Origin of the sequence: Iodobacter sp. BJB302 (genome assembly GCF_002735645.1) — a bacterium.
Classification (GTDB): domain Bacteria; phylum Pseudomonadota; class Gammaproteobacteria; order Burkholderiales; family Chitinibacteraceae; genus Iodobacter.
The window spans coordinates 19,660-41,892 of the sequence record NZ_PDZG01000026.1 but is presented as its reverse complement, the minus strand read 5'-3'; the positions used below and the strand labels follow the sequence as shown (position 1 = coordinate 41,892).

16 protein-coding genes are annotated in these 22,233 nt (G+C 51.7%); 5 read left to right on the top strand and 11 right to left on the bottom strand.

What is annotated here, in order from left to right; translation table 11 throughout:
• Positions 1 to 147: 147 nt before the first annotated feature.
• A complete protein-coding gene (locus CSQ88_RS10255; RefSeq protein WP_099398010.1) occupies positions 148 to 1,047 on the bottom strand; it encodes an NmrA family NAD(P)-binding protein in 900 nt (299 codons plus the stop codon).
• Positions 1,048 to 1,127: 80 nt separating this feature from the next.
• Between CSQ88_RS10255 and CSQ88_RS10250 the strand changes: the two genes are divergently transcribed.
• A complete protein-coding gene (locus CSQ88_RS10250; RefSeq protein ID WP_099398009.1) occupies positions 1,128 to 2,045 on the top strand; it encodes a LysR family transcriptional regulator in 918 nt (305 codons plus the stop codon).
• A 130-nt stretch (positions 2,046 to 2,175) separates the two neighbouring features.
• On the opposite strand, the gene gabD is transcribed toward CSQ88_RS10250, so the two are convergent.
• From gabD to CSQ88_RS10230, 4 genes are all read right to left on the bottom strand, one after another.
• A complete protein-coding gene (gabD, locus tag CSQ88_RS10245) occupies positions 2,176 to 3,630 on the bottom strand; it encodes an NADP-dependent succinate-semialdehyde dehydrogenase (protein ID WP_099398008.1) in 1,455 nt (484 codons plus the stop codon).
• 622 nt (positions 3,631 to 4,252) lie between these two features.
• Positions 4,253 to 5,503, bottom strand: coding sequence for a 4-aminobutyrate--2-oxoglutarate transaminase (gene gabT, locus CSQ88_RS10240; RefSeq protein WP_099398025.1), 1,251 nt, complete (start codon positions 5,501 to 5,503; stop codon positions 4,253 to 4,255).
• Positions 5,504 to 5,997: 494 nt separating this feature from the next.
• A complete protein-coding gene (locus tag CSQ88_RS10235; protein WP_099398007.1) occupies positions 5,998 to 7,398 on the bottom strand; it encodes an aspartate aminotransferase family protein in 1,401 nt (466 codons plus the stop codon).
• A 447-nt stretch (positions 7,399 to 7,845) separates the two neighbouring features.
• A complete protein-coding gene (locus CSQ88_RS10230) occupies positions 7,846 to 9,174 on the bottom strand; it encodes a glutamine synthetase family protein (RefSeq protein WP_099398006.1) in 1,329 nt (442 codons plus the stop codon).
• Positions 9,175 to 9,310: 136 nt separating this feature from the next.
• Between CSQ88_RS10230 and CSQ88_RS10225 the strand changes: the two genes are divergently transcribed.
• Positions 9,311 to 10,090, top strand: a complete 780-nt coding sequence (locus CSQ88_RS10225; protein WP_166827438.1) for a type 1 glutamine amidotransferase — start codon at positions 9,311 to 9,313, stop codon at positions 10,088 to 10,090.
• 454 nt (positions 10,091 to 10,544) lie between these two features.
• On the opposite strand, the gene CSQ88_RS10215 is transcribed toward CSQ88_RS10225, so the two are convergent.
• Positions 10,545 to 11,297, bottom strand: a complete 753-nt coding sequence (locus tag CSQ88_RS10215; RefSeq protein ID WP_099398003.1) for a gamma-glutamyl-gamma-aminobutyrate hydrolase family protein — start codon at positions 11,295 to 11,297, stop codon at positions 10,545 to 10,547.
• Positions 11,298 to 11,554: 257 nt separating this feature from the next.
• Here CSQ88_RS10215 and CSQ88_RS10210 point away from each other — a divergent pair, with 257 nt between their 5' ends.
• Positions 11,555 to 12,100 carry a cupin domain-containing protein gene (locus CSQ88_RS10210; protein WP_099398024.1) on the top strand — a complete coding sequence of 182 codons (546 nt, stop codon included), beginning with the start codon at positions 11,555 to 11,557 and terminating at the stop codon, positions 12,098 to 12,100.
• Between the two features lie 110 nt (positions 12,101 to 12,210).
• On the opposite strand, the gene CSQ88_RS10205 is transcribed toward CSQ88_RS10210, so the two are convergent.
• Positions 12,211 to 12,822 carry a LysE family transporter gene (locus CSQ88_RS10205; RefSeq protein WP_099398002.1) on the bottom strand — a complete coding sequence of 204 codons (612 nt, stop codon included), beginning with the start codon at positions 12,820 to 12,822 and terminating at the stop codon, positions 12,211 to 12,213.
• Between the two features lie 118 nt (positions 12,823 to 12,940).
• On the opposite strand from CSQ88_RS10205, the gene CSQ88_RS10200 reads away from it, so the two are divergent.
• Positions 12,941 to 13,855, top strand: a complete 915-nt coding sequence (locus CSQ88_RS10200) for a LysR substrate-binding domain-containing protein (protein ID WP_099398001.1) — start codon at positions 12,941 to 12,943, stop codon at positions 13,853 to 13,855.
• Positions 13,856 to 13,896: 41 nt separating this feature from the next.
• Here the strand turns inward: CSQ88_RS10200 and arcC are convergent, their stop codons facing one another.
• From arcC to arcD, 4 genes are all read right to left on the bottom strand, one after another.
• On the bottom strand, positions 13,897 to 14,826 hold the full coding sequence (arcC, locus tag CSQ88_RS10195) for a carbamate kinase (protein ID WP_099398000.1): 930 nt from the start codon (positions 14,824 to 14,826) through the stop codon (positions 13,897 to 13,899).
• A 392-nt stretch (positions 14,827 to 15,218) separates the two neighbouring features.
• Positions 15,219 to 16,229 carry an ornithine carbamoyltransferase gene (locus CSQ88_RS10190; protein WP_099397999.1) on the bottom strand — a complete coding sequence of 337 codons (1,011 nt, stop codon included), beginning with the start codon at positions 16,227 to 16,229 and terminating at the stop codon, positions 15,219 to 15,221.
• Between the two features lie 476 nt (positions 16,230 to 16,705).
• Positions 16,706 to 17,962 (bottom strand): arginine deiminase, encoded by a 1,257-nt coding sequence (gene arcA, locus CSQ88_RS10185; RefSeq protein WP_099397998.1) that lies wholly within the window; start codon positions 17,960 to 17,962, stop codon positions 16,706 to 16,708.
• Positions 17,963 to 17,975: 13 nt separating this feature from the next.
• Positions 17,976 to 19,403 (bottom strand): arginine-ornithine antiporter, encoded by a 1,428-nt coding sequence (arcD, locus tag CSQ88_RS10180; protein ID WP_099397997.1) that lies wholly within the window; start codon positions 19,401 to 19,403, stop codon positions 17,976 to 17,978.
• A 1,523-nt stretch (positions 19,404 to 20,926) separates the two neighbouring features.
• On the opposite strand from arcD, the gene CSQ88_RS10165 reads away from it, so the two are divergent.
• A complete protein-coding gene (locus CSQ88_RS10165) occupies positions 20,927 to 22,207 on the top strand; it encodes an FAD-dependent oxidoreductase (protein ID WP_099397994.1) in 1,281 nt (426 codons plus the stop codon).
• The last annotated feature ends 26 nt before the right edge of the window (positions 22,208 to 22,233 follow it).

The following is a 22,233-nucleotide window of genomic DNA, read 5'->3' as shown; positions in this document are numbered from 1 at the left end:
TTACGCTTTATAGGGGAAATGATGCACAGAAATGGGGGATGGGGTTTGCAGGTTTGCTTTCTTGAATGCTCAAGAAAACAACTAAAGTCGCACCCCCTTGGCAAAACCCTGTGCTCTTACCCTAAGCCAAATAAGGCCTGCCTGCTTTTAGCGCTGACGCTGTGTCAGTTCGGCGATGACTTGCCCGAGTGTCGTTGTTCCTGCCCATTCGATTGCGCTGGGGTCGCTCCTGATGTCGATATGCGAGCCATTAAGGCCACGGGTCATTTCGGTAAAACCAGCAAGGGCGGCCTTTGAGAAATGGGCATCGGCCAGCGCTTTGGGCCACTCTGCTTCCGGCAGGACGGCCACATCGACAGGCTTATCGAGCGTGGCTGAAACGATGGCGGCGACATCGTTCGGGGCGTAGTCTTTGGGCCCCGATAGTGTGACGACGCAGCTTTCCATTTTTTTTTCTTGCAGCAAAACAGCTGCTGCGTTACCAACATCCACCGTTGCCACCATCGGCAGAGAGCGATTTGGCGGGGAGAGAAACGCCGGCAGGGTGCCGCTACGCACAGCATGCCCGACCATCGGCATCCAGTTTTCCATGAAATAGGCCGCTCGCAGGAAAATGGCAGGCAGACCAGCCTCAGTCAAACGCTGCTCGAGCATGCGGTTCATCCGGATCCACCCTGTTCCGTTTTCACGGTCGGCTCCCACGGAGGAAAGGGCCACAAGTCTTGGCACGCCAGCTGCCACTGCGGCACGCGCCGTGATATCGGCAATCAAGTCTGCTCTCTCGAACAGGTCTTCACGGTTGTAGTGCTGCGGGCTGAGTACATAAGCGCCTTGAGCCTGACTGAGCGCGCTGACCATTGATGCCAGGTCTGTCAGATCGGCCACGGCAACCTCTGCGCCGCGTTCGGCCCATGGCCGGCCTTGGTCGGGATCGCGCACTACGGCGCGCACAGCCTGGGCGGAACGTAAAAGTGCATCGGCGGTAGCGGCGCCGGTACGGCCGGTCACGCCGAATACAACGTAAGGAAGGTGTGAGGAAGCAGTCATACAAAAATCTCCTTTTCAGATGAAGCACAAGGATGGATGATTGCTCAACATGCATCAATAACATGAAAGGCATAGCGATAATGCGCCAAGTGGATTTATCTGCCGTCGATCTCAACCTGTTAAAGCTGTTCGAAGCACTCGTTCGGGAGCGAAGTGTCACCCAGGCTGGCCTGCGTCTGGGCTTAAGCCAACCGGCCGCAAGCCGCGCACTGGGGCGGCTGCGCAAGATGCTGGGTGATCGTTTGGTGGTTCGCGGCAAACTTGGGTTGGAGCTGACGCCACGCGGTGAGGCGCTGGCAGGTCCAGTAACTAAGCTGCTGGACGATGCCCGGGGCATCGTCTCGCCTGCCGTTTTTGACCCTGCCTCTGCAACGGGTCGGATCACGATTGCCGCTCACGACCATCTGAGCCTCATCGTCCTTGCTGGTTTAATTGCCCGCTTCGAGCGCCATGCGCCTGCGCTAAGTCTCCATATCGCGCAATCCATTGGGGACAATGTGCGGCTTGTTGAGCAGGGGGATGCAGATCTGGCTCTGGGTATTTTCGATGCACTGCCAGGCAGTCTCCATCGGCGCGGCCTTTACACCGATAGTCTGGTGTGTGTGGTGAGGTCTGGTCACCCTGTGGCAGGCGGACTCAGTTTGGAGCGGTATTTGGCCTTGCGCCACATCACCGTGACCATTTCTGGTGTGGGAGAGAGCACGGTTGAAGTTGCGCTCTCGAAAATGGGGGGCACTCGCCACGTCGCGTTGCGAGTGCCTCACTTTCTTGCTGGTGCAATGCTGGTGGCGGATAGCGATATGATTCTCACCTTGCCGGGCCGTTTGGCACGCCTGCTTGCGAAAAGGCTTCCGCTCGCGCTGCTGGATCTGCCGCTACAAGTTGCGCCCTTGTTGCCCGCCATGATCTGGCACGAGCGCTTCCACAGCGACCCTGCCCATATTTGGGTCAGGCAACAGCTTGTCGATGTTGTCGCTTTGTTCAAAAAGGTCAGTTAAATTTAATTGGCCCCTCCCTCAATTTTGCCAAGGTAATTGCAGGCGTTTTATGTCTGCTCAGTCATGGGATTCAGGTTTTTTTTCTGTGAAACGCTGTGTTTCAAGAGCGGGTTTTGCGGTGGAATATCAATCAGCGATCAATCCCGCCCATGCACAGGTATTTGATAGCAATATAATCTTCGATGCCGTATTTAGAGCCTTCCCGGCCTAGGCCCGATTGTTTTATCCCGCCAAAGGGCGCTAGCTCGTTGGAGATCATGCCGGTGTTGATGCCCACCATGCCGTATTCCAGCGCTTCGGCGACGCGCCAGATGCGGCCGATGTCGCGGCTGTAAAAATAGCTGGCAAGGCCAAATTCGGTATCGTTGGCCAGCCGGATCAGCTCTGCTTCACTGCTAAATCTAAATAGTGGTGCGAGCGGGCCGAAGGTTTCTTCGCGGGCCACTTTCATTTTGGCGCTGACATTCAGTAAAACGGTTGGCTCAAAAAAGCTATGCCCCAGCGCATGGCGCTTGCCGCCCAGCGCCAGTGTTGCGCCCTGCTCCAGCGCATCCTTGATATGTTCTTCCACTTTTTGCACCGCTTTTTCATCAATCAGCGGGCCTTGGGTCACGCCTTCTTCCGTGCCAACGCCGACTTTGAGCTGGCTTACTGCTGTGCTGAGTTTGGCGGCAAAGGCATCAAAAACGCTTTCTTGCACATAGATGCGGTTGGCGCAGACGCAGGTTTGCCCGGCGTTGCGAAATTTGGAGATCATGGCGCCTTCTACAGCGGCGTCCAGATCGGCGTCGTCAAACACTACAAAGGGCGCATTGCCGCCCAGCTCCAGCGAGACTTTTTTTACTGTATTGGCGCACTCGCGCATTAGCAATTTGCCGATATCGGTGGAGCCGGTAAAGCTGAGCTTGGCCACATCGGGGTTCCTGGTCAGCTCGCCGCCAATCTGGCTGGCGGTGCCGGTAATCACGTTAAATACGCCAGCGGGAATGCCTGCCTCTGTGGCTAATACGGCCAGTGCCAGCGCAGAAAAAGGCGTTTGTGTGGCGGGTTTAAGCACCATGGCGCAGCCTGCCGCCAGCGCTGGCCCAGCCTTGCGGGTGATCATGGCATTGGGGAAATTCCAGGGCGTAATGGCGGCTACCACGCCAATAGCTTGTTTGATCACCAGCATGCGTTTGTCGGCTTGTGGCGCGGCAATCACATCGCCGTAAACGCGTTTGGCTTCTTCGCTAAACCACTCGATAAAGCTGGCTCCATAGGCAATTTCGCCACGCGCTTCGGCCAATGGTTTGCCTTGCTCGGCGCTTAAGATTTGCGCGAGGTCTTCCTGATTAGCCAGCATCAGCTCAAACCAGCGGCGCAAAATCGCGCTGCGCTCTTTGGCTGTTTTCTGTCGCCAGGCAGGCATGGCGAGCTTGGCGGCGGCAATGGCCTGGGCCGTTTCTGCCGTGCCCATCTTAGGAATATGCCCGATGATTTCCCCGGTGGCGGGGTTAGTGACCGCGATTTTCTCTGCAGCATCCTGCCACTGGCCGTTGATATAGCAGGCTTGTTTTAACAGGGCAGGGTTGTTGAGGTGGAGCATGGGGTTTCCTTTGTTGGGTGGGGACTGTGCCCACGCGTGAAGGGGGTTTAAGTGCCTTCGGCAGGGTGTTTAAGAGCGGTAGCCTCTGCGGGCAAAAGTATCCACACAAGTTGAAATATACAAATGTACCGTAGGGTGGGTTAGGTCGCTCTCGATGGTTATTAGGGGGGCGGATCTTTTTCGGCCGTAACCCGCCATGGCGCTGCGCTGCGTTTACTAAGAAAAAAAGATCTATTTTGTGCCTTCGGCACGTTGGTTTTTGTGCGGGAATCCCCCGCTGGGGACTTACTTTCTTGAACGGCCAAGAAAGTAAGCAAAGAAGGCCGCCCCGACCAGCACGAAGGCCCCTCACTGCGGACAATCGAGTCGGCGGCTGCGGGACTCGCTTCGCTCAAACATCCTCGCCGAAACCCCGCCCCGCTTGTTCCTCGTTTCGGCGTGCTTCAAGGGGACTCTTAAGCCCCGTGCAACGAGTCGCGCTGTTAACAAGTTTTGCATAGGTTGAAGTTTAAAAACTGGTTTCCTCCGTTAAACTCCGTATTCTCTGTGGCCTCCATGGTTAAAGATTTGGGTTTTCTCGGTGTGCTCTGTGTTCTCATGGATTTCTGTGTCTACAGACGTTTTAAGCGCTCTTGATCGCCTGCACCAGCATCTCCAAAGCTTCATCCAGCACGCTGTCTTCTATGGTGAGCGGGCATAGGAAGCGGATGACGTTACCGTACATCCCGCAGCTGAGCAGGATCAAGCCTAAGTTTTGCGCTTGTGTTTTTACTTTTGTGGTGAATTCGGGGGATGGCTGGCCGTTTTCGGTGAATTCTACCGCCACCATAGCTCCAAGGCCGCGGATGTCGTGGATTTGCGGGGTGCCGGGTTTTAAGCTTTCTAGGCAGGCTTTGATTTTTCTGCCGATGAGATTGGCACGGCTGCAGAGTTGTTCTTCTTCGATAATTTCCAGCACCGCCAGCGCAGCGGCAATGCCGATCGGGCTGCCGCCGTAAGTGCCGCCAAGGCCGCCGGGGGCTGCGGCATCCATGAGCTCAGCCCTGCCAATCACGCCGGAAAGCGGAAAGCCGCCTGCTAAGGATTTGGCCACGGTGATTAAATCAGGCTCAGCATCGAAATGCTCCATCGCAAACAGTTTGCCGGTGCGGGCAAAGCCGGTTTGAATTTCATCTGCGATCAGCAAAATGCCGTGCTCATCACAAACTTGCCGCAAGCCTTGCATAAACTCGCGCGGTGCGGGGTAAAAGCCGCCTTCGCCTTGCTCGGGTTCGATAATCATGGCAGCGATGCGTTTTGGGTCCACGCTGCTTTTAAAAAGCGCTTTTAGGCAGGCCAAAGCCGCGCTGCTGCTGATCTCTCCAGATGGAAAAGGCGCGTGGTAAACATCGGCGGGAAAGGGGCCAAAGCCGATTTTATAGGGGGCCACCTTGCCGGTCAGCGCCATGCCCATCAGCGTTCGGCCATGAAATCCGCCAGAAAAAGCGATCACGCCCGCTCGCCCTGTGGCCACGCGGGCAATCTTGATGGCGTTTTCTACGGCTTCAGCGCCTGTGGTCAGGAAAAAGCTTTTGCACGGGCCGCTGATGGGGGCGAGCTGGTTCAGCTTTTCAGCCAGCGCCACATAGCCGGTATAAGGCATGACCTGATAGCAGCTATGCGAAAACGCATCCAGCTGCTCGCTTACCGCCGCTTTAACCTTGGGATGCAAATGGCCGGTATTGAGCACCGCAATGCCGGCGGCAAAGTCGATATAACGCCGCCCGTCTATATCCCAAACCTCGGCATTCTTAGCTTTGGCGATAAAAACTTGCGTGCTGATGCCCACGCCACGAGGGGTAGCGGCAAGGCGGCGATCATTCCAGTTGTCCATTTTTACTCTCATCGCGAAATGTAGGGCGGGTTTTACTCCATAGATACTAATCAAAGTCAAAAAGACCTTTTTAGTGCCTACGGCACGTTGATTTTGGTGCGGGCGTCCCGCTGGACCTTCCTTTCTTGCGTCGCCAAGAAACGAAGCCAAAGAAGGCGCCCCCTAAAACACGAAAGCTCCTCGCTGCGGACAATCGAGGTGGCGTCAATTCAACTCGCTACGCTCAAACACGAATTGACGACGACCCCACCCCGCTTGTTCCTCGCTCGGCGTGTTTTCAGGGGAGGGCAAAAGCCCTATGCCGATTGCGAGGTAATTACATTTACAGTGTTGTTTGCGAATGAAAATACGTAATTACTCAGGGACGCTAAAATAAAGCAGGTATCCAAGAAAAACACGAAAGGCACAAAAAACGGATCATTTTTCCTCGGTTTTCTCCGTGGAACTCTGTGTCCTCCGTGTTCTCTGTGGTTCAAGATTTGTGCGCACCAGCTTTATAAAACTCCCAGCTCCCGCGCATATTCATCAATGCATTGCTTGGCCAGTCTCACAAATTCTTCTGCCTGTGCGCGGGTCATGACCAGTGGCGGGGCGGCGATCATGCTGTCGCCGGTGGCGCGCATGACCAGCTGGTTTTTCAGGCAGATATCGCGGCAGCGCAGGGCCATGCTGCTGCCGTGCTCGAAACGCTTGCGGCTGGCTTTGTCTTCCACCAGGGTAAGTGCAAAGAAAAAGCCCAGGCTGCGCACGTCGTCTACCAGAGGGTGATTGTCGAAAGCGTCGTGCCAGAGCCGGGCGGCGTAGGGGGCGACGTCTTCATTCATGCGCTCGATAATGCGTTCTTTTTGCAGGATGCGGATATTGGTAGCTGCCACCGCGCAGGCGACCGGGTGGCCGGAATAGGTAAAGCCGTGGTTAAAATCGCCGCCTTCTGTCAGCACTTTGGCCACAATATCGTGGACTAACACACCGCCAATCGGGATATAGCCAGAGCTTAAGCCTTTGGCGATGGTCATTAAATGCGGGCGTATGCCGTAGTGCTGGCTGCCAAACCATGAGCCGGTGCGGCCAAAACCGCAGATCACTTCGTCGGCGATCAGCAAAATGCCGTACTGATCGCAAATGCGCTGGATTTCCGGCCAGTAGGTGGAGGGCGGAATAATAATTCCGCCTGCGCCTTGCACCGGCTCGCCAATAAAAGCCGCTACGTTTTCCACGCCCAGCTCCAGAATCTTTTGCTCCAGCGCCCTTGCGGCTTTTAGTCCGTATTCCCCGGGGCTAAGCTCACCGCCATTGGCGTACCAGTAGGGCTGCTCGATATGGGCAATGCCGGGAATCGGTAAATCGCCTTGCTCGTGCATATAGTGCATGCCGCCGAGGCTGGCCCCGCCTATGGTGGAGCCGTGATAGCCGTTTTCGCGGGCGATGATGGTTTTCTTTTGCGGCTGGCCGAGCAGGGCCCAGTAGTGGCGCACCATGCGGATAATGGTGTCGTTTCCTTCGGAGCCGGAATTAGTATAAAAAACGTGATTAAAGCCTTCGGGGGCCACTTGTGCCAGCAGGCTGGACAGCTCGATCACCGGCGGGTGGGTGGTTTTAAAAAAGGTATTGTAAAAGGGCAGTTGCAGCATTTGCTGGTAAGCCGCTTCGGCCAGCTCCTGCCTGCCGTAGCCGATATTGACGCACCAAAGCCCGCTCATGGCGTCAAAAATTTTATTCCCTTCTGAATCAAATAAATAAATCCCCTCGGCATGGGTAATCACCCGCGAGCCATGGGCGTTGAGCGCGGCAGTATCCGAGAAGGGATGGATATGGTGGGCGGCATCCAGCGCCTGGTATTGTGCCGTGCTGCGGCCAGGGCTGGAGTGGCCCGGGCTGATGGGATTCGGATTCATCGGGTGTCTCCTTGTTGCGGGGTGGGGTGTGTGCCCATGTGCGTTAATTAAAGTCAAAAACTGTATTTTTTAGAGCCTTCGGCCCGGTGTTCAGGTGCGGGAATCCCCCGCGTGGGACTTACTTTCTTGCTTCGCCAAGAAACGAAGCCAAAGAAGGCGACCCCTAAAACACGAAGGCCCCTCGCTGTGGACAGTGGCGTTGTGTCAACTCGCTTCGCTCAAACACGAATTGACGACTACCCCGCCCCGCTTGTTCCTCGCTCGGCGTGTTTTCAGGGGAGGGTAAAAGCCCCTTGCTGTGAGTCGTGATATAAATTTATTTTTCAGTGTTTGAAACAATTAAAAACCTAAGACTCGGCTCAACTCTAAAAGCTTTTCCTCCGTGAAACTCCGTGTTCTCTGTGCCCTCCGTGGTTAAAGATTTGGGTTTTCACGGTCCACCAGCCATCACACATGCAGCAGTAAATGTTTTCTTTCCCATGGGCTGATGACTCTTGCGTATTCCACGTATTCGGCTTCTTTTACTGCGCAATAGGCTTTGATAAAGGGCTCGCCCAGGACGGCGGCTATGGGTTTGCAGTCGCTTAGGATTTGTGTGGCGGCATCCAGACCTCTGGGGAAGGCGAAGGGCAGGGTGTAGGCGTCGCCTGTGAGGGGCTCGCTGGGGGTAAGCTGCTCTTCTATGCCCAGCCAGGCGCAGGCCAATGTGGCGGCCAGGGCCAGGTAGGGGTTGCAATCCACGCCGGGCAGGCGGTTTTCTATGCGGCGGGCGATGGGGTCGGAGTGCGGCACGCGTATGCCGCAGGTGCGATTATCAAAGCCCCATTGCACATTGATGGGCGCTGCGTAGTAGCGGGTCAGGCGGCGGTAGCTGTTTACAAAGGGGGCGAACAGCGCAATCACTTGAGGGAAGTATTTTTGCATGCCCGCTACCGATTGATAAAACACCTCGCTGGGCGTGCCGTCCACATTAGAAAACACATTCTGGCCGCTGACTTCATCCACTACGCTCATATGAATATGCATGGCCGAGCCTGGCTCGTTTTCCATGGGTTTGGCCATAAAAGTGGCGTACATATTGTGGCGGATGGCCGCTTCTCTGACGGTACGTTTAAACAGAAACACCTGATCGGCCAGCTCCAGCGCATCACCGTGCAAGAAGTTGATTTCCATCTGGCAAGCGCCAATTTCGTGGATCAGCGTGTCTATCTGCAGGCCTTGTGCATCGCAATAGTCGTAAACATCTTCGAACAGGTCGTCATATTCATTCACTGCGTCTACAGAATAGGCTTTTCGGCCGGTTTCCGGGCGGCCGGTGCGGCCCACGGGCGGTTGCAAGGGCAGATCCGGATCACGGTTGATATCGACCAGATAAAATTCCATTTCAGGGGCAACCACCGGCTTCCAGCCACGGTCTTCGTAGAGCTTGAGCACGCGGCGCAGCACATAGCGGGGTGATAGCTCAACCGGCGTGCCGTCAAAATGAAAGCAATCGTGTATCACCTGCGCCACCGGGTCTTTTGCCCAAGGAATAATGCGGATGGTGTTGGGATCCGGAATCAGCAGCATATCGGGATCGGTGATGGGGGTGATGTGTTCGGCGTATTCACCGGTTACGGTTTGCACCAGTACGGTAACGGGCAGGCGCATGCCTTCGTCTTCGCTGAATTTTTCTTTGGGCACGATTTTGCCGCGGGCAATGCCGGTGAAATCGGGCGTGACACATTCAACTTCAGTGATTCGACGTTCTCGCAGCCAGTCGCTGATTAAGCTCATGGTTGACTCCGTGTTTGAGCACTTCGTTAAGCGGGCATTTTTATAGAAATTTAATAACAGCTCTGTGTGTTTTTACGGTTTCTTTCTTTGGGATTGCTTAGGCTTGATGTGTCGATTACTCCTTTGGAAATCCGTCGTGAAGCCCATTGCAATCTGTCGTCATGAAGCGATTCAGGGGCCTGGATATTTACAGGCTTTTTTAGAAAAGCATGCCATTCCCTATCGTGTTTTTGCGATTGATGCAGGGGATACACCTCCTCGTTGTGCTGCCGAATTTAGTGGTGTGGTGGTTTTAGGCTCCAATGCGGGGGTGAACGATGGCCTGGCCTGGATTAAAAGAGAGGAGGCTCTGCTTAAGGATGCTTTAAGGCTGGAGCGCCCGATTCTTGGTCATTGCTTTGGCGGGCAGCTGTTATCCAAAAGCCTGGGGGGCCAGGTACGTCGTAATACGGTGCCGCAAATCGGCTGGGGCAAGGTGCTGGTGACCAAGTTTGATGAGTCGCGCCAATGGATGGGCGAGAAGCGTGAGCTGGATATGTTTCACTGGCACTTCGATACCTTTGAAGTGCCGCGCGGTGCTAAGCGCACGCTGTTTGGCTATTACTGCATGAATAAAGGCTTTGCACTGGGCCCGCATCTGGGCTTGCAATCGCATCTGGAAGTGACCGCGCAAAGTATTCGCCAGTGGTGCGCCGAGGACAGACAGGTGTTGCAGCAGTGGCAGGGGCAAAGCTCGGTGCAAAGCGAGGCGCAGATTCTGCATCATCTGGATGAAAAAGTAGCGGCTCTGCATCAGACTGCTGATCATGTATATGAGCAGTGGCTGTGCGGTATTTCTGGTGTGTTGCACGCGCACTTTCGCCTGCCCAAACGCCCGCATGGTGGTGCTGGATGGTCGGAAGCTTTGAAGCGCTAGGTTTGTGGATTGAGACATGGTGGTGGCTTTGTTGGGTTGGGTGTTTTATTGCATCAAGAAAACTCTAAAACCGTTATTTTTAGTGCCTTCGGCACGGTGTTTAGGTGCGGGAGTCCCCCGCGTGGGCCTCACTTTCTTGCTTCGCCAAGAAAGTAAGCAAAGAAGGCGACCCCACGAAACACGAAGGCCCCTTCGCTGCGGACAATCGAGTCGGCGGCGGGCGGGATTGGCTCGCTGCCTCGCTCCCTGGCCGAAACCCCGCCCCGCTTGTTCCTCGCTACGGCGTGTTTCAAGGGGGGATTTAAGCCCAGTGCGACCAGTCGTGATACGAATCCTAATTGCTGGGTTTTAAAATACTTAAAACCTACAAAGCAGCTTAATTCAAGCCTTGTTTTCTCCGTGAAACTCCGTGTTCTCTGTGCCCTCCGTGGTTCAGTATTTGGGTTGCGGAACATCAGTTGCTAAGCATCCTCGCCAGGTGGCGTTTTTTGCAGGCGGCGCCGAAGCCTGCCAGCAGGGCGAGGGACAGCGGATTGTTTTGGAATTTCCACTCCGGGTGCCATTGCACTGCAATTGCGAAGGCGGCGTTTTTGACGCTGAAGGCTTCGATCAGGCCATCGGGGGCGAGGGCTTCGGCTTGCAGTTTGTCGGCAAGTTTTGCCACGCCCTGGTGGTGCAGTGAATTCACTCTGGCTGTGTTCTGGCCGTAGAGCTGCTCCAGCAGGCCTCCGGATACCAGCTGAATATCGTGTGCTTCCTCGTACATTTCATCGGTACTGCCGTCTTTTTCGCGGTGATCCAGCATGCCTGTCTGCTGGTGGACGGCTTGTTCCAGCGTGCCGCCAAAGGCCACATTCATTTCCTGTGCACCACGGCATATTCCAAATACGGGGATGTCTGAAGCCACCGCAGCACGAATCATGGGCAGGGTGGTGGCGTCTCTTTGCGGGTCGTTAAAATCATCTTCTAAAAGCTTGCCGTGGTAGTGCTGCGGCTCGATATTGGATTGGCTGCCGGTCAGCAGCAGGCCATCAATGCTGCCTAATATTTGCGCAATCTGGCTGGCGTCACCAAGGGCAGGGATCAGCAGCGGAATACCACCCGCAGCCAGCGCAGCATGAATATATTTTTCACCCGCAAGGTGAAAAAAATGGCTGTCTTTTAACCACCAGCGACAGCAGGGAATACCAATAACAGGCTGAGTCATAACAGGCCCCGGTTTGCATGTGATGCACAGAGCAGGCACAGACGACTCCCACCCTATATAGATTTAAGCTTAGTTCGTTAATTATATTTGACAAGCTTTTGCGCTTATTCTGGCTGTAATTATTTTCCTGTACGCGCAATATTGCCCGGCGTGTCTGTTTTGTGGTGCTGCAGCAAAAAGTTAGCCGCCTTTCTGGCTAATTGGCCGGGCATGGCATATTTTTAGAGTGTGTTGATTATTTTGAACGGGCAAAGCCAATGGATGTTGGGGCAAGGCTTAAAGTAGTGCGGGGCCGGTTTGCTTTATCTCAGCGCGAATTAGCCAAGCGGGCGGGGCTGACCAATGCCACGGTGTCTTTGATTGAGCAAAACCGGGTTAGCCCGTCGGTTAGCTCTTTAAAAAAACTGCTGGAAGGGTTTCCGATGACTCTGGCGGAATTTTTTACTTTTGAGCAGGAGAGCACCGCGCCCAGCTATATTTTCCCCGCAGGCACCCAGCCCAATTTAGGCAATGCAGGTGTGAATATGCATTTGGTTGGGGCAGGAGTAGCAGACAGGCTTATTGGTTTGCTGCGCGAGCAATATCAGCCAGGGGCCGATACTGGCAGTGAGATGCTGCAGCATGAGGGGCAGGAGTGCGGTGTGCTGGTTAGCGGCCAGATGGAGCTGACCATAGACGGGCAGGTGCATCTTTTGCAGGCGGGGGATGGCTATTATTTTCCCAGCAACTTACCGCATCGTTTTCGCAATATCGGCGATGGCGCTGCCGAAGTCATCAGCGCCAACACGCCGGGTTCGTTTTAATTGACGGGTGTTATGTAGCAAAACCCAAGATTTGAACCACGGATAACACGGTGTTTTTCCGTAAGCTTGGGTCGTTACTTTTAATTAAATGCTTGTGCTGTTGCACGATATTAATGCGGTGCAAAGGCAAGCGATACACCCAGCCCAAGCAGGGCGCTGCCGATGATTTTATTGAGCAGGCTTTGTCCACTAATCATGGTGGATCTTAAGGTTGGGTGAGAGAAAAACAGCGCCACGAGCGAAAACCACAGGCCGTGTGCTAGAGACATAAATAAGCCATAGGCAATTTGCTGCGCCAGCGGGGTGCTTGGGTTTACAACTTGGGTGTAGGTGCTCACCACAAACAGTGTGGTTTTAGGGTTAAGCGCATTAGTTAGAAAACCGTTTCTTAATGCAGCAAAAGGGCTTAAACCCGCATCTGCGCTTAAATCTATATTAAGTTTGCTTTTGTTGGTGAACGTGGTGTAACCGATATAAATCAAGTAAATAGCGCCCGCTATTTTGATGGCGGTAAACAATGCGGGAGATTGTGAAATGATTAGCCCCACGCCCAGCATGGTGTACATCACATGGATTTGCACACCCAAGGCAATCCCCAGCGCAGCCAATAAGCCGGCTTTTCGCCCATAAAGATAGCTATTACGAGTGACCATTGCAAAATCAGCGCCGGGGCTGATGACAGCAAGAATAGTGATCAGGGCAACTGCAAAAATTTCATTCATTGGCTCGTCCTAAAGAAAGTTAAATTCAGCTTTTTCGATTTATTCCTTTATTTTGGCTGTCTTGTCGTTTGAGTAAAATCGATTTATGCTCATGAAAATACATGAGAAAAACTCAACGATGAGCATCAGAATCCCTTCACTTAATGCCTTGCGAGTCTTTGAGGCCGCAGCGCGTCATCTCAGCCTGATTCGCGCTTCAGAAGAGCTGTTTGTGACTCAGGGAGCGGTAAGCCGCCAAATTAAGCAACTAGAAGAAAGCATTGGCGTGTTGTTATTTGAGCGCCGTAATCGGGCGATTTTTTTGACCAGAGAAGGCGAGCTATTAAAAAATACCTGCCAGGAGATGCTGGCACAGCTGGCAATTACATTGCAAAAACTCAAGGGAAATCCTTACGACAGACCCTTAGTGGTGTCGTGTGAGCCGACGATTGCCATGCGCTGGCTGATTCCTCGTTTAAGCGATTTCCATACTCGTTATCCGGAGATTCAGCTGCATTTATTTACGGCGGGTGGTGTGGTTGATTTTCAGGGCGGGCATATTGATTTAGCGATCAGGCGCAATGATTTCAACTGGGGGAAAGATTGTTACTCTGAAGAAATAGGGCAGGAAAAAGTGGGGCCTGTGTGCGTGCCTGAGCAGCTGCAAGATGGGCAGATTCATCTTGAACACCGCCGTCTTTTGCATACCCGTACCCGCCCGGATGCTTGGGCGCGTTGGGGGGGGCTGGCGCAGCAAGGCGTAACGAATCATCAAAATTTATATTTTGAGCATTTTTATTTAAGCCTGCAGGCTGCAACGGCAGGTCTAGGCGTGGCGATTGCTTCGGCCTATATGATAGAAGAAGAGCTAAAAAATGGCCGCCTGATTGCCCCCTATGGCTTGCTGCCCGATGGCTCCAGCTATGTTGTTTTGTCCGCAGAACCGTTTGCTCAAGATAAGCGGCGTTTAGTGTTTTTGGATTGGCTAAGGCAGGAGTTTCAAAAATCAGATGAGATGTTGGCTAGTTTACTAGCGGGGATTGAGATGCCGTAACGCTTTGCGCTACGGCATGGAAGTGAAGGACGCAATCAATCTCAACGATAACTCAGCTCGGTTGCCAGTATTGAAACCCGCGTGCCTGCCGTGCCCTGCACAATCGCTTCGATATCACTGAGCGAGCCGATCACGGCTACTTTGCCGGTATTGTGGGCAAATTCGCAGGCGGCTTGTACCTTGGGGCCCATTGAACCTGCGGCAAAGCCGAGGCGCTCTAATTCATCAGGATGGGCGCTGGCGATGGCTTTTTGGGTGGGCTTACCATAGTCGATAAACGTGGCGCTTACATCGGTGGCAATCACCAGCAAATCGGCGCTTAGCTCTTCTGCCAGCAGTGCGGAGCAGAGGTCTTTGTCGATAACCGCCTCAATGCCGTGTAATTTGCCTTCTTTATCGTAGCAAGTTGGAATCCCCCCTCCGCCCGCACAAATCACGATAGTGCCGTGCTCCAGCAGCCATTTTACCGGGCGAATTTCAAAAATACGTTTAGGCCTTGGGCTGGCCACCACGCGGCGGAATTTGTCGCCATCTGCGGCAATAGACCAGCCTTTTTCGCTGGCGAGTCTGTCGGCGTCTTCCTTGCTGTAAACCGGGCCGATGGGCTTGGTCGGGTTTTTAAAAGCTGGGTCGGCAGCGTCGACTTCTACCTGGGTCAGAATGGTGGCGAAAGGCGTTTCGACGGGCAGCAGATTGCCCAGCTCCTGCTCAATCATATAACCGATCATGCCTTCGGTTTCGGCGCCTAATACATCGAGCGGATAGGGGCTGACCTGGCTGTATGCTGCATTTTGTAAGGCGAGCAGCCCCACTTGCGGGCCATTGCCGTGGGCGATGACCAGCTCATGGCCTGGCGCTACTTTAGCGATTTGTTGGGCGGCGATGATGACGTTTTCACGCTGATTATCTGCACTCATGGCTTCGCCTCGACGAAGCAGAGCATTGCCGCCCAGGGCGATGACGATACGCATAATGAATCCTTTTAGTGCCTTCGGCACGTTGATTTAGGTGCGGGAATCCCCCGCAGGGGACTCCCTTTCTTGAACGGCCAGAAATCATAGTACGCAAAGAGGCCGCCCCGACCAGCACGAAGGCCCCTCACTGCGGACAGTGGCGTTGTGTCAACTCGCTTCGCTCAAACACGAATTGACGACTGCCCCACCCCGCTTGTTCCTAGCTTCGGCGTGCTTCAAGGGGAGATTTAAGCCCCGTGCTATGAGCGGCGGAAAAACGCCAGATTGCTGAGTTTGAACACGCTCAACATTCAAGGAAAACAGGCGTACTTCAAACCCGCATTCCTCCGTGTTCTCAGTGTCCTCCGTGGTTCAAGATTTGGGTTTTGCTATGCCTGCGTCAGGCAGAATCAGATATCCCCCAAGGTTGAAACCAGAATGGCTTTAATGGTGTGCATGCGGTTTTCTGCTTGCTCGAAGGCGATGTTGGCCGGGGATTCGAACACTTCTTCGGTGACTTCTACGCCGTTGGCGAGGAAGGGGTATTGTTCGGCGATTTGTTTGCCCATTTTGGTGTCGCTATTGTGAAAAGCGGGCAGGCAGTGCATAAATTTAGTGCGCGGGTTGCCGGAGGCTTTCATCATGGCGCTGTTAACCTGGTAGGGCAGCAGTTGTTTGATGCGCTCGGCCCATGCTTCAACCGGCTCGCCCATCGATACCCAGACATCGGTGTGGATGAAATCGACGTCTTTTACGGCTTCCAGCGGGTCTTCGGTTAGTGTGATGCGCGCGCCGGATTCAGTTGCAAATTGCTGGCACTGGGCGACGAAATCTTCGTGTGGCCAGAGTGCTTTGGGGGCGGCAACACGTACATCCATGCCCAGCTTTGCACCAATCAGCAGCAGCGAATTACCCATATTATTGCGGGCGTCGCCCAGATAGGCGTAGCTGATATCGTGCAGCGGTTTGTCGCTGTGTTCGCGCATGGTCAGTACATCAGCCAGCATTTGGGTGGGGTGATATTCGTCGGTCAGGCCATTAAATACCGGCACATCGGCAAAGGCGGCCAGCTCTTCAACAATTTCCTGGCTATAGCCGCGATATTCGATGGCATCGTACAGCCGCCCCAGCACGCGGGCGGTATCTTTCATGCTTTCTTTGTGACCAATCTGTGATGAGCTTGGGTCGATATAAGTGACGTTTGCGCCCTGGTCGTAGGCGGCTACTTCAAACGAGCAGCGGGTGCGGGTGGAGGTTTTTTCAAAAATCAGTGCGATGTTTTTGCGTTTTAAATGTTGCTGCTCGGTACCGGTGTATTTAGCGCGCTTCAGATCCCGGGATAAATCCAGCAGATAGCGCAGTTCACGTTGGGTGTGATGCATCAGGCTAAGCAGATTACGGTTATGCATATTGAAGGACATGATGATTCTCCGGTAAACGAAAGAAGTACAAATGAACCTGGCGGTATTGGGATTCCGCTGATTTCCTATGAGCAAAGCAAAAAAGATCGTTTAAGTGCCTTCGGCACGTTGGTTTAGGTGCGGGATTCCCCCGCGTGGGACTCCCTTTCTTGAACGGCCAAGAAAGGAAGCAAAACCGCAACCTCGAGAGCACGAAGGCTCCTTCTGCGGTCCAATCGAGTCGGCGGCGGGCGGGATCAGCTCGTTCCTCGCTCCCTGGCCGAAACCCCGCCCCGCTTGTTCCTCGCTACGGCGTGTTTCAAGGGGATTTTTAAGCCCCGTGCTACGAGTGGAGATAACAATTCAGATTTGTGGGATTGCAAGTGTTTTGAATCCAAAGCAAACGCCTTAATTCTAAAGTTGGTTTTCTCCGTGAAACTCCGTGTTCTCTGTGTCCTCCGTGGTTCAAGATTTGGGTTTTACAAGTGTTCAGCTACTCAGTAATCAACCGGGTCGCGGATAATTGGGCAGGTCATGCAGTGGCCACCGCCTCGGCCACGGCCTAGTTCGGCGGAGCTGATGGTGATGACTTCTACGCCGGCTTTACGCAGCAGGGTGTTGGTGTGGATATTGCGGTCGTAAGCTAAAACCACGCCGGGTTGCAGGGCGACGACGTTGTTGCCGTCATCCCACTGCTCGCGTTCGGCTTCGAATGAATTGCCGCCGGTTTGCACCACGCGCAGGGCAGGCAATTTGAGCGCTTCGGCAACAACATCCAGGAAGGGTTTACTTTCACGACGCAGGTCGATGCCGTTGGGTTTGCTTTCGTCCGGGCGCAGGCTGAAGGCGACAATTTGTTTGACTACTTCAGGGAAGATGGTGACTAAATCCCGATCGCAAAAGCTGAAGACGGTATCTAAGTGCATGGCAGAGCGGGATTTTGGCAGGGCGGCTACGATCACTCTTTCGGCGGCTCCGGCTTTAAATAAAGACATCGCAACCTGGCCGATGGCTTGATGCGAGGTACGCTCGCCCATACCAATCAGGACCACGCCGTTGCCAATTGGCATGACATCGCCGCCTTCTAGCGTGGCGCTGCCGTGATCTACATCGGGGTCTCCCCACCAGACTTTGACATCGGCGGCGGCAAAATCGGGGTGAAACTTATAAATAGCGGTGACTAACAGTGTTTCTTGTCGTCGTGCCGGCCAATACATCGGGTTGAGCGTTACGCCGCCGTAAATCCAGCAGGTGGTATCGCGGGTAAATTGGGTGTTGGGCAGCGGTGGCAGGATAAAGCTGGCATTGCCAAAGTTTTCACGGAAGATGCTCAGCACTTCGGATGGGGTGTCTACCGGCAAATCAGGAGCAACCACGCCGCCCATCAAGTATTCGGCCAGATGGCGGGGTTCTAGTGAATCCAGCCAGCTGCGTACTTCATCCAGTAAACCAATGCCGACCAAATCTGCGGTGATTTTACGATCGAGTATCCACTTTTTAGCTTCAGGAATCGCCACGGTAGCAGTCAGCAGATTGTGCATTTCAATGACATCTACACCACGTTCCCGCATCTTGGACACAAAATCAAAGTGATCACGCTTGGCCTGGCTTACCCACAGCACATCGTCAAATAATAAAGAGTCGCAGTTATTGGGGGTTAGCCGCATATGGGCCAGCCCAGGCGAGCAAACCATTACCCTTCTTAACATGCCAACTTCAGAGTGAACGCCTAGTTTTAGATTTTCGGTACTCATCACATAGCTCCAGTTAAAGCTTTAGAAATCCGGTGTAAAGGCCGTAACTTGCCGCAATGGCCCCAATTACAGCGGCTGCAAAAATGAACTTTTCGATGGTGGTAAAAACAATCTGCCCGCTTTCTTTACGCGCCTTGGTATAAAGGATTGCGCCTGGTGCGTAGAGCAGGGCAGAGAGTAGTAAGAATTGCACGCCTGCCGCGTAAATCAGCCATGCGCTGTACAGGGTGGCAATCACAGCAATACCTAAATCTTTTGTGCGATTGCCACCATGCTCTGCATAGCCGTCGCCCTTATAAGCCACCATCACGCCATAAGCAGTAGATAAGAAGTAGGGCACTAAAATCATCGAGGTGGCGAGCAGCAGCAGGCTGGTATAGGTGCTGGCGGCAAAGAGGGTAATGATGAGGAAAACCTGCACCGCGCTGTTTGATAACCAAAGCGCATTAGCCGGCACGCCATTGGCGTTTTCTTTATGTAAAAAGCTGGGCATGGTCTGATCGCGGGAAGCTGAAAACAGAATCTCGGCGCAAAGCAATGTCCATGAAAGCAAAGCACCCAGCAGCGAAATCACCAGCCCGATAGAGATAAACACCGCACCCCAGTGGCCCACAATATGCTCCAGCACATAGGCCATTGATGGGTTCTTCAAGCCTGCTAATTCTGGCTGGCTCATCACCCCAAGTGATAAGACATTTACCAGCACCAATAATAGTAAGGTGCTGAGAAAACCAATCACGGTGGCGCGGCCCACATCGGCGCGTTTTTCGGCACGGGCAGAGTAAACACTTGCGCCTTCAATACCAATAAACACCCAAACGGTGACCAGCATCATATTGCGCACCTGATCCATCACGCTGCCCAGCTTAAGATTGCCCTTACCCCAAAAATCGGCGGTGAATACATCCAGCTTGAAAGCCACGGCGGCCAGGATGATAAACATCACCAGCGGCACAATCTTGGCTACGGTCGTGACCTGATTAATAAACGCAGCCTCTTTAACGCCGCGTAATACTAAAAAGTGTACCGACCACAGCAAAACAGATGCGCCGATGATGGCGGGCACGGTATTGCCATCGCCAAACATGGGAAAGAAATAACCCAGCGTGCCAAACAGCAAAACAAAGTAGCTGACATTGCCCAGAAAGGCGCTGATCCAATAGCCCCAAGCCGATGAAAACCCCATGTAATTACCAAAACCTGCTTTGGCATAGGCATACACACCGGCATCTAATTCTGGTTTTTGGTTGGCAAGGGTCTGAAACACAAAGGCCAGCATCAGCATCCCCACCGCCGTGATTGCCCAACCAATCAGTGTGGCCCCCGCTCCGGCGCTTTGCGCCATGTTCTGTGGCAGAGAAAAAATCCCCCCGCCTATCATTGATCCGACCACCATCGCGGTGAGCGCGGTCAGTCTTAGCTTATGGGACGATTGCGTCATGATTAGAGCCCTCGGTACGGAATAAGAAAAACGCTACTTTTACTGGTTTTTACGCCAAATCTTGTAAGTAATGGAGGTGCTGAAACAAAGGTGTTTTCTATGTGGTGTAAGTTAGTTTTTTTAGGCTTGAGCATGATTCACAGCAGTAGGAGTTCGTAGTTTGGGCTTTTTGAACTACATTTTTTTTGATAAAAAACAAAATTGGTATTCTTTCCCGGATAGAGGTTTTCCCTAGAAAAATAAAACATATAGCAATCATGATCTTAGCTTTTTTGAAATTTATTTATTGGAGTGAAAAAATATTATTTTGCTTTGTTTTTATAAAAATGATTGAAATTTATTTAGTGGTATTTATTGTAAAATATATTATAAACAATGACTTAAGATGCTATTTTTTATCTTTGTTAACAGAAGTGTAGTTGTGAGGATTTTAAATGGCACCATGCAATACAGTGTTGTAGTTATTAGTGGTACCAATCTTTGAGAATAGGCAATGTATAAGTGAATGTGGGTAATGGCACTTTTACGTTGTTAATATCATTTGTGTAGTTTTCTTTTTTTAGTTACGTAATTGTCATGAAAAAAAGAAAAATCGGCTCGCCTCTTCTCCTAAGTAGTCAGGGAGGTATTTATCATTTCCTGACAAATATTTTGATGGTGCCAAGGGTGTTCGCTGCTGTGTTTGTAAGTATTTGAAGGCCCGGCCGGTTTTGAAACTTGCCCATGTAAGAGCATATTTTTAGTCTGAGTGGTGGCCAGCCAGGGGGGCCTTCGGAGTACTTAACAAGCCTTGGGGACAGGCTGCATTGAAGTAAGCAAACTAAGCGGAGTCATTAGCTGTGAATGGGGGCAGGCGTGCAGAGGTGAACAGGCAAGGCATGCGTGCTGCAAGTGCTGCAAAATAAGCACGCTTTTTTGCCTGTGCTGTAAAAGCAGCATACAAAAAAATTTTCAGTTCAGAAAATGGGGCACAGCCAAACAGCAGGAGTGAGTTGTAAATAGCTTTGGTATGGGGCAAAAGGTGTTTCTTAGTTTATAAACTGGCGTATTAGCTTATTTTTTGGGCAGTTTATACTCTTTTTTATGTAAATGCTTACGTCATAATTACAAATTCTTTTGTTAATCTTTTATTAAATTTTCGTTGTATTTACAACAAGTCCATTTCTTGTGTTTACAATCGCTGCGTTGTTGTTCTACATTCTCACTACATTAGTTAATTCTAACGTAATAAAAGTGAAGCTTTGCCCGGAACTTTACACATTTGCACCAAGATGCAAAGTCAAATGAAATAAACCACAACCCATATTGGGTAAATAAAAGCCGCAATTTTTTGCGGCTGAGTGGTATTGCTGCGCCTGATGTTATTGCAATTATTGTTGCCAGAATATGAATGATCCAGATCATTGGACTTTGTACAGATGACGTAATTGAGTTTTAACATTTTTTTTTGTGGCATAGCTCTGAGTATTTTATTAAATACGAAAGATAAATATTCCTTTTGATTTACATTGAGGTATTTGACTGTGTTAAACAACAAAGTAATCTCTATAGTAGGTGCCGGGATATCAGGGCTAAGCTGTGCTTTAAAATTAGCGGGTTCAAAGCTAAGCAAAGGCTATACGATACGCATTTTTGAAAATGGAGAAAGAACAGGGGGCAGGGCTCATTCAATTAAAGTGAATGATTTCAGTATAGATCTTGGAGCAGGGCGGTTTTCGCCTGTTTTACATCCGAATGTTTCAAAAATTGTGAGTGAATTGGCAGAGAAAACAGAAGTTTTCCCTTTTACAAAGATTGTATGCCCGCATCCGCAGCATGCAGGCTTAAAAGAAATACTGGCACAATTAAAGCCAAAAGTTGTCAGCAGTTACAATGAATCCTTTTTTCAATTCCTGTGCAATCATCTGGGAGATGAGAAATCACATGCTATTATTAATGGCCTGGGTTATGACTCACTGTATTTACCCCAAATCTCACCTGAAATTGCATATGATATTATTGAAAAGCATCCGGAAATTCAGTGCTTTTCAGAAAATGCTGGCTATGAATGGTTTAATCTGGTCGATGGTTTTTCCGCGCTGGTAAAAAGCTTATATGAAAGAGCCGCAATACTGGGTGTTGAGTTTTATTTTGAACATCAATTAGTCAGTCTTCAGACAAAATCAAACAGCACCTTGCTTGAATTTTCTGGCCGCGATCAGCAGGAAATCTGGCATAACAGCAGCTACACTGTATTGGCGCTCCCGCCTACGGCTATGGCCTCGCTTAATCTGGATTTCCCTGCCAGCTGGAGTAATTTCACCTATGGTTCTATTCCCTTGTTTAAAGGTTTTATCTTTTTTGATCATCCCTGGTGGCAGGATTACAATTTAGAAAACAAAGTTACCATTGTAGATAATCCATTACGAAAATTATATTTCAAAAGCGATAAATATATATTCTTTTACGCAGACAGTGCCTGTGCCGATTTTTGGTATGAAGAAACAAAAAAAGGTGAGGCTGAATATATAAATACGATTATGAATTTAATCAGTATGGCACTAAATATTCCAATTAATGAACTGCCATGGCCAGTGGAAAATAAATTTAAATACTGGCCCAGTGGCGTTGAATTTGCCATAGAAACATCACCTGAACACCCTCCGGTTTTATCAAAAAATAATGGCACAATTATTGCCACATCAGACGCATATACACCTCATTGTGGCTGGATGGAGGGCGGCATTCTTGCTGGCCGAAATGCGGCAGATTATCTGTTAAAGCAATTAGAAAAAACAGGAGTGGAAGAGGCGGAAGTAAATTAATTTCACCGCTGCTACCGGACTCCCCT

What these genes read in the sequence shown, in the direction of transcription:
- CSQ88_RS10255 (WP_099398010.1), bottom strand. Translation starts at nt 1,047, where the DNA reads ATGACTGCTTCCTCACACCTTCCTTACGTTGTATTCGGCGTGACCGGC.
- CSQ88_RS10250 (WP_099398009.1), top strand. Translation starts at nt 1,128, where the DNA reads ATGCGCCAAGTGGATTTATCTGCCGTCGATCTCAACCTGTTAAAGCTG.
- gabD (WP_099398008.1), bottom strand. Translation starts at nt 3,630, where the DNA reads ATGCTCCACCTCAACAACCCTGCCCTGTTAAAACAAGCCTGCTATATC.
- gabT (WP_099398025.1), bottom strand. Translation starts at nt 5,503, where the DNA reads ATGGACAACTGGAATGATCGCCGCCTTGCCGCTACCCCTCGTGGCGTG.
- CSQ88_RS10235 (WP_099398007.1), bottom strand. Translation starts at nt 7,398, where the DNA reads ATGAATCCGAATCCCATCAGCCCGGGCCACTCCAGCCCTGGCCGCAGC.
- CSQ88_RS10230 (WP_099398006.1), bottom strand. Translation starts at nt 9,174, where the DNA reads ATGAGCTTAATCAGCGACTGGCTGCGAGAACGTCGAATCACTGAAGTT.
- CSQ88_RS10215 (WP_099398003.1), bottom strand. Translation starts at nt 11,297, where the DNA reads ATGACTCAGCCTGTTATTGGTATTCCCTGCTGTCGCTGGTGGTTAAAA.
- CSQ88_RS10210 (WP_099398024.1), top strand. Translation starts at nt 11,555, where the DNA reads ATGGATGTTGGGGCAAGGCTTAAAGTAGTGCGGGGCCGGTTTGCTTTA.
- CSQ88_RS10205 (WP_099398002.1), bottom strand. Translation starts at nt 12,822, where the DNA reads ATGAATGAAATTTTTGCAGTTGCCCTGATCACTATTCTTGCTGTCATC.
- CSQ88_RS10200 (WP_099398001.1), top strand. Translation starts at nt 12,941, where the DNA reads ATGAGCATCAGAATCCCTTCACTTAATGCCTTGCGAGTCTTTGAGGCC.
- arcC (WP_099398000.1), bottom strand. Translation starts at nt 14,826, where the DNA reads ATGCGTATCGTCATCGCCCTGGGCGGCAATGCTCTGCTTCGTCGAGGC.
- CSQ88_RS10190 (WP_099397999.1), bottom strand. Translation starts at nt 16,229, where the DNA reads ATGTCCTTCAATATGCATAACCGTAATCTGCTTAGCCTGATGCATCAC.
- arcA (WP_099397998.1), bottom strand. Translation starts at nt 17,962, where the DNA reads ATGAGTACCGAAAATCTAAAACTAGGCGTTCACTCTGAAGTTGGCATG.
- arcD (WP_099397997.1), bottom strand. Translation starts at nt 19,403, where the DNA reads ATGACGCAATCGTCCCATAAGCTAAGACTGACCGCGCTCACCGCGATG.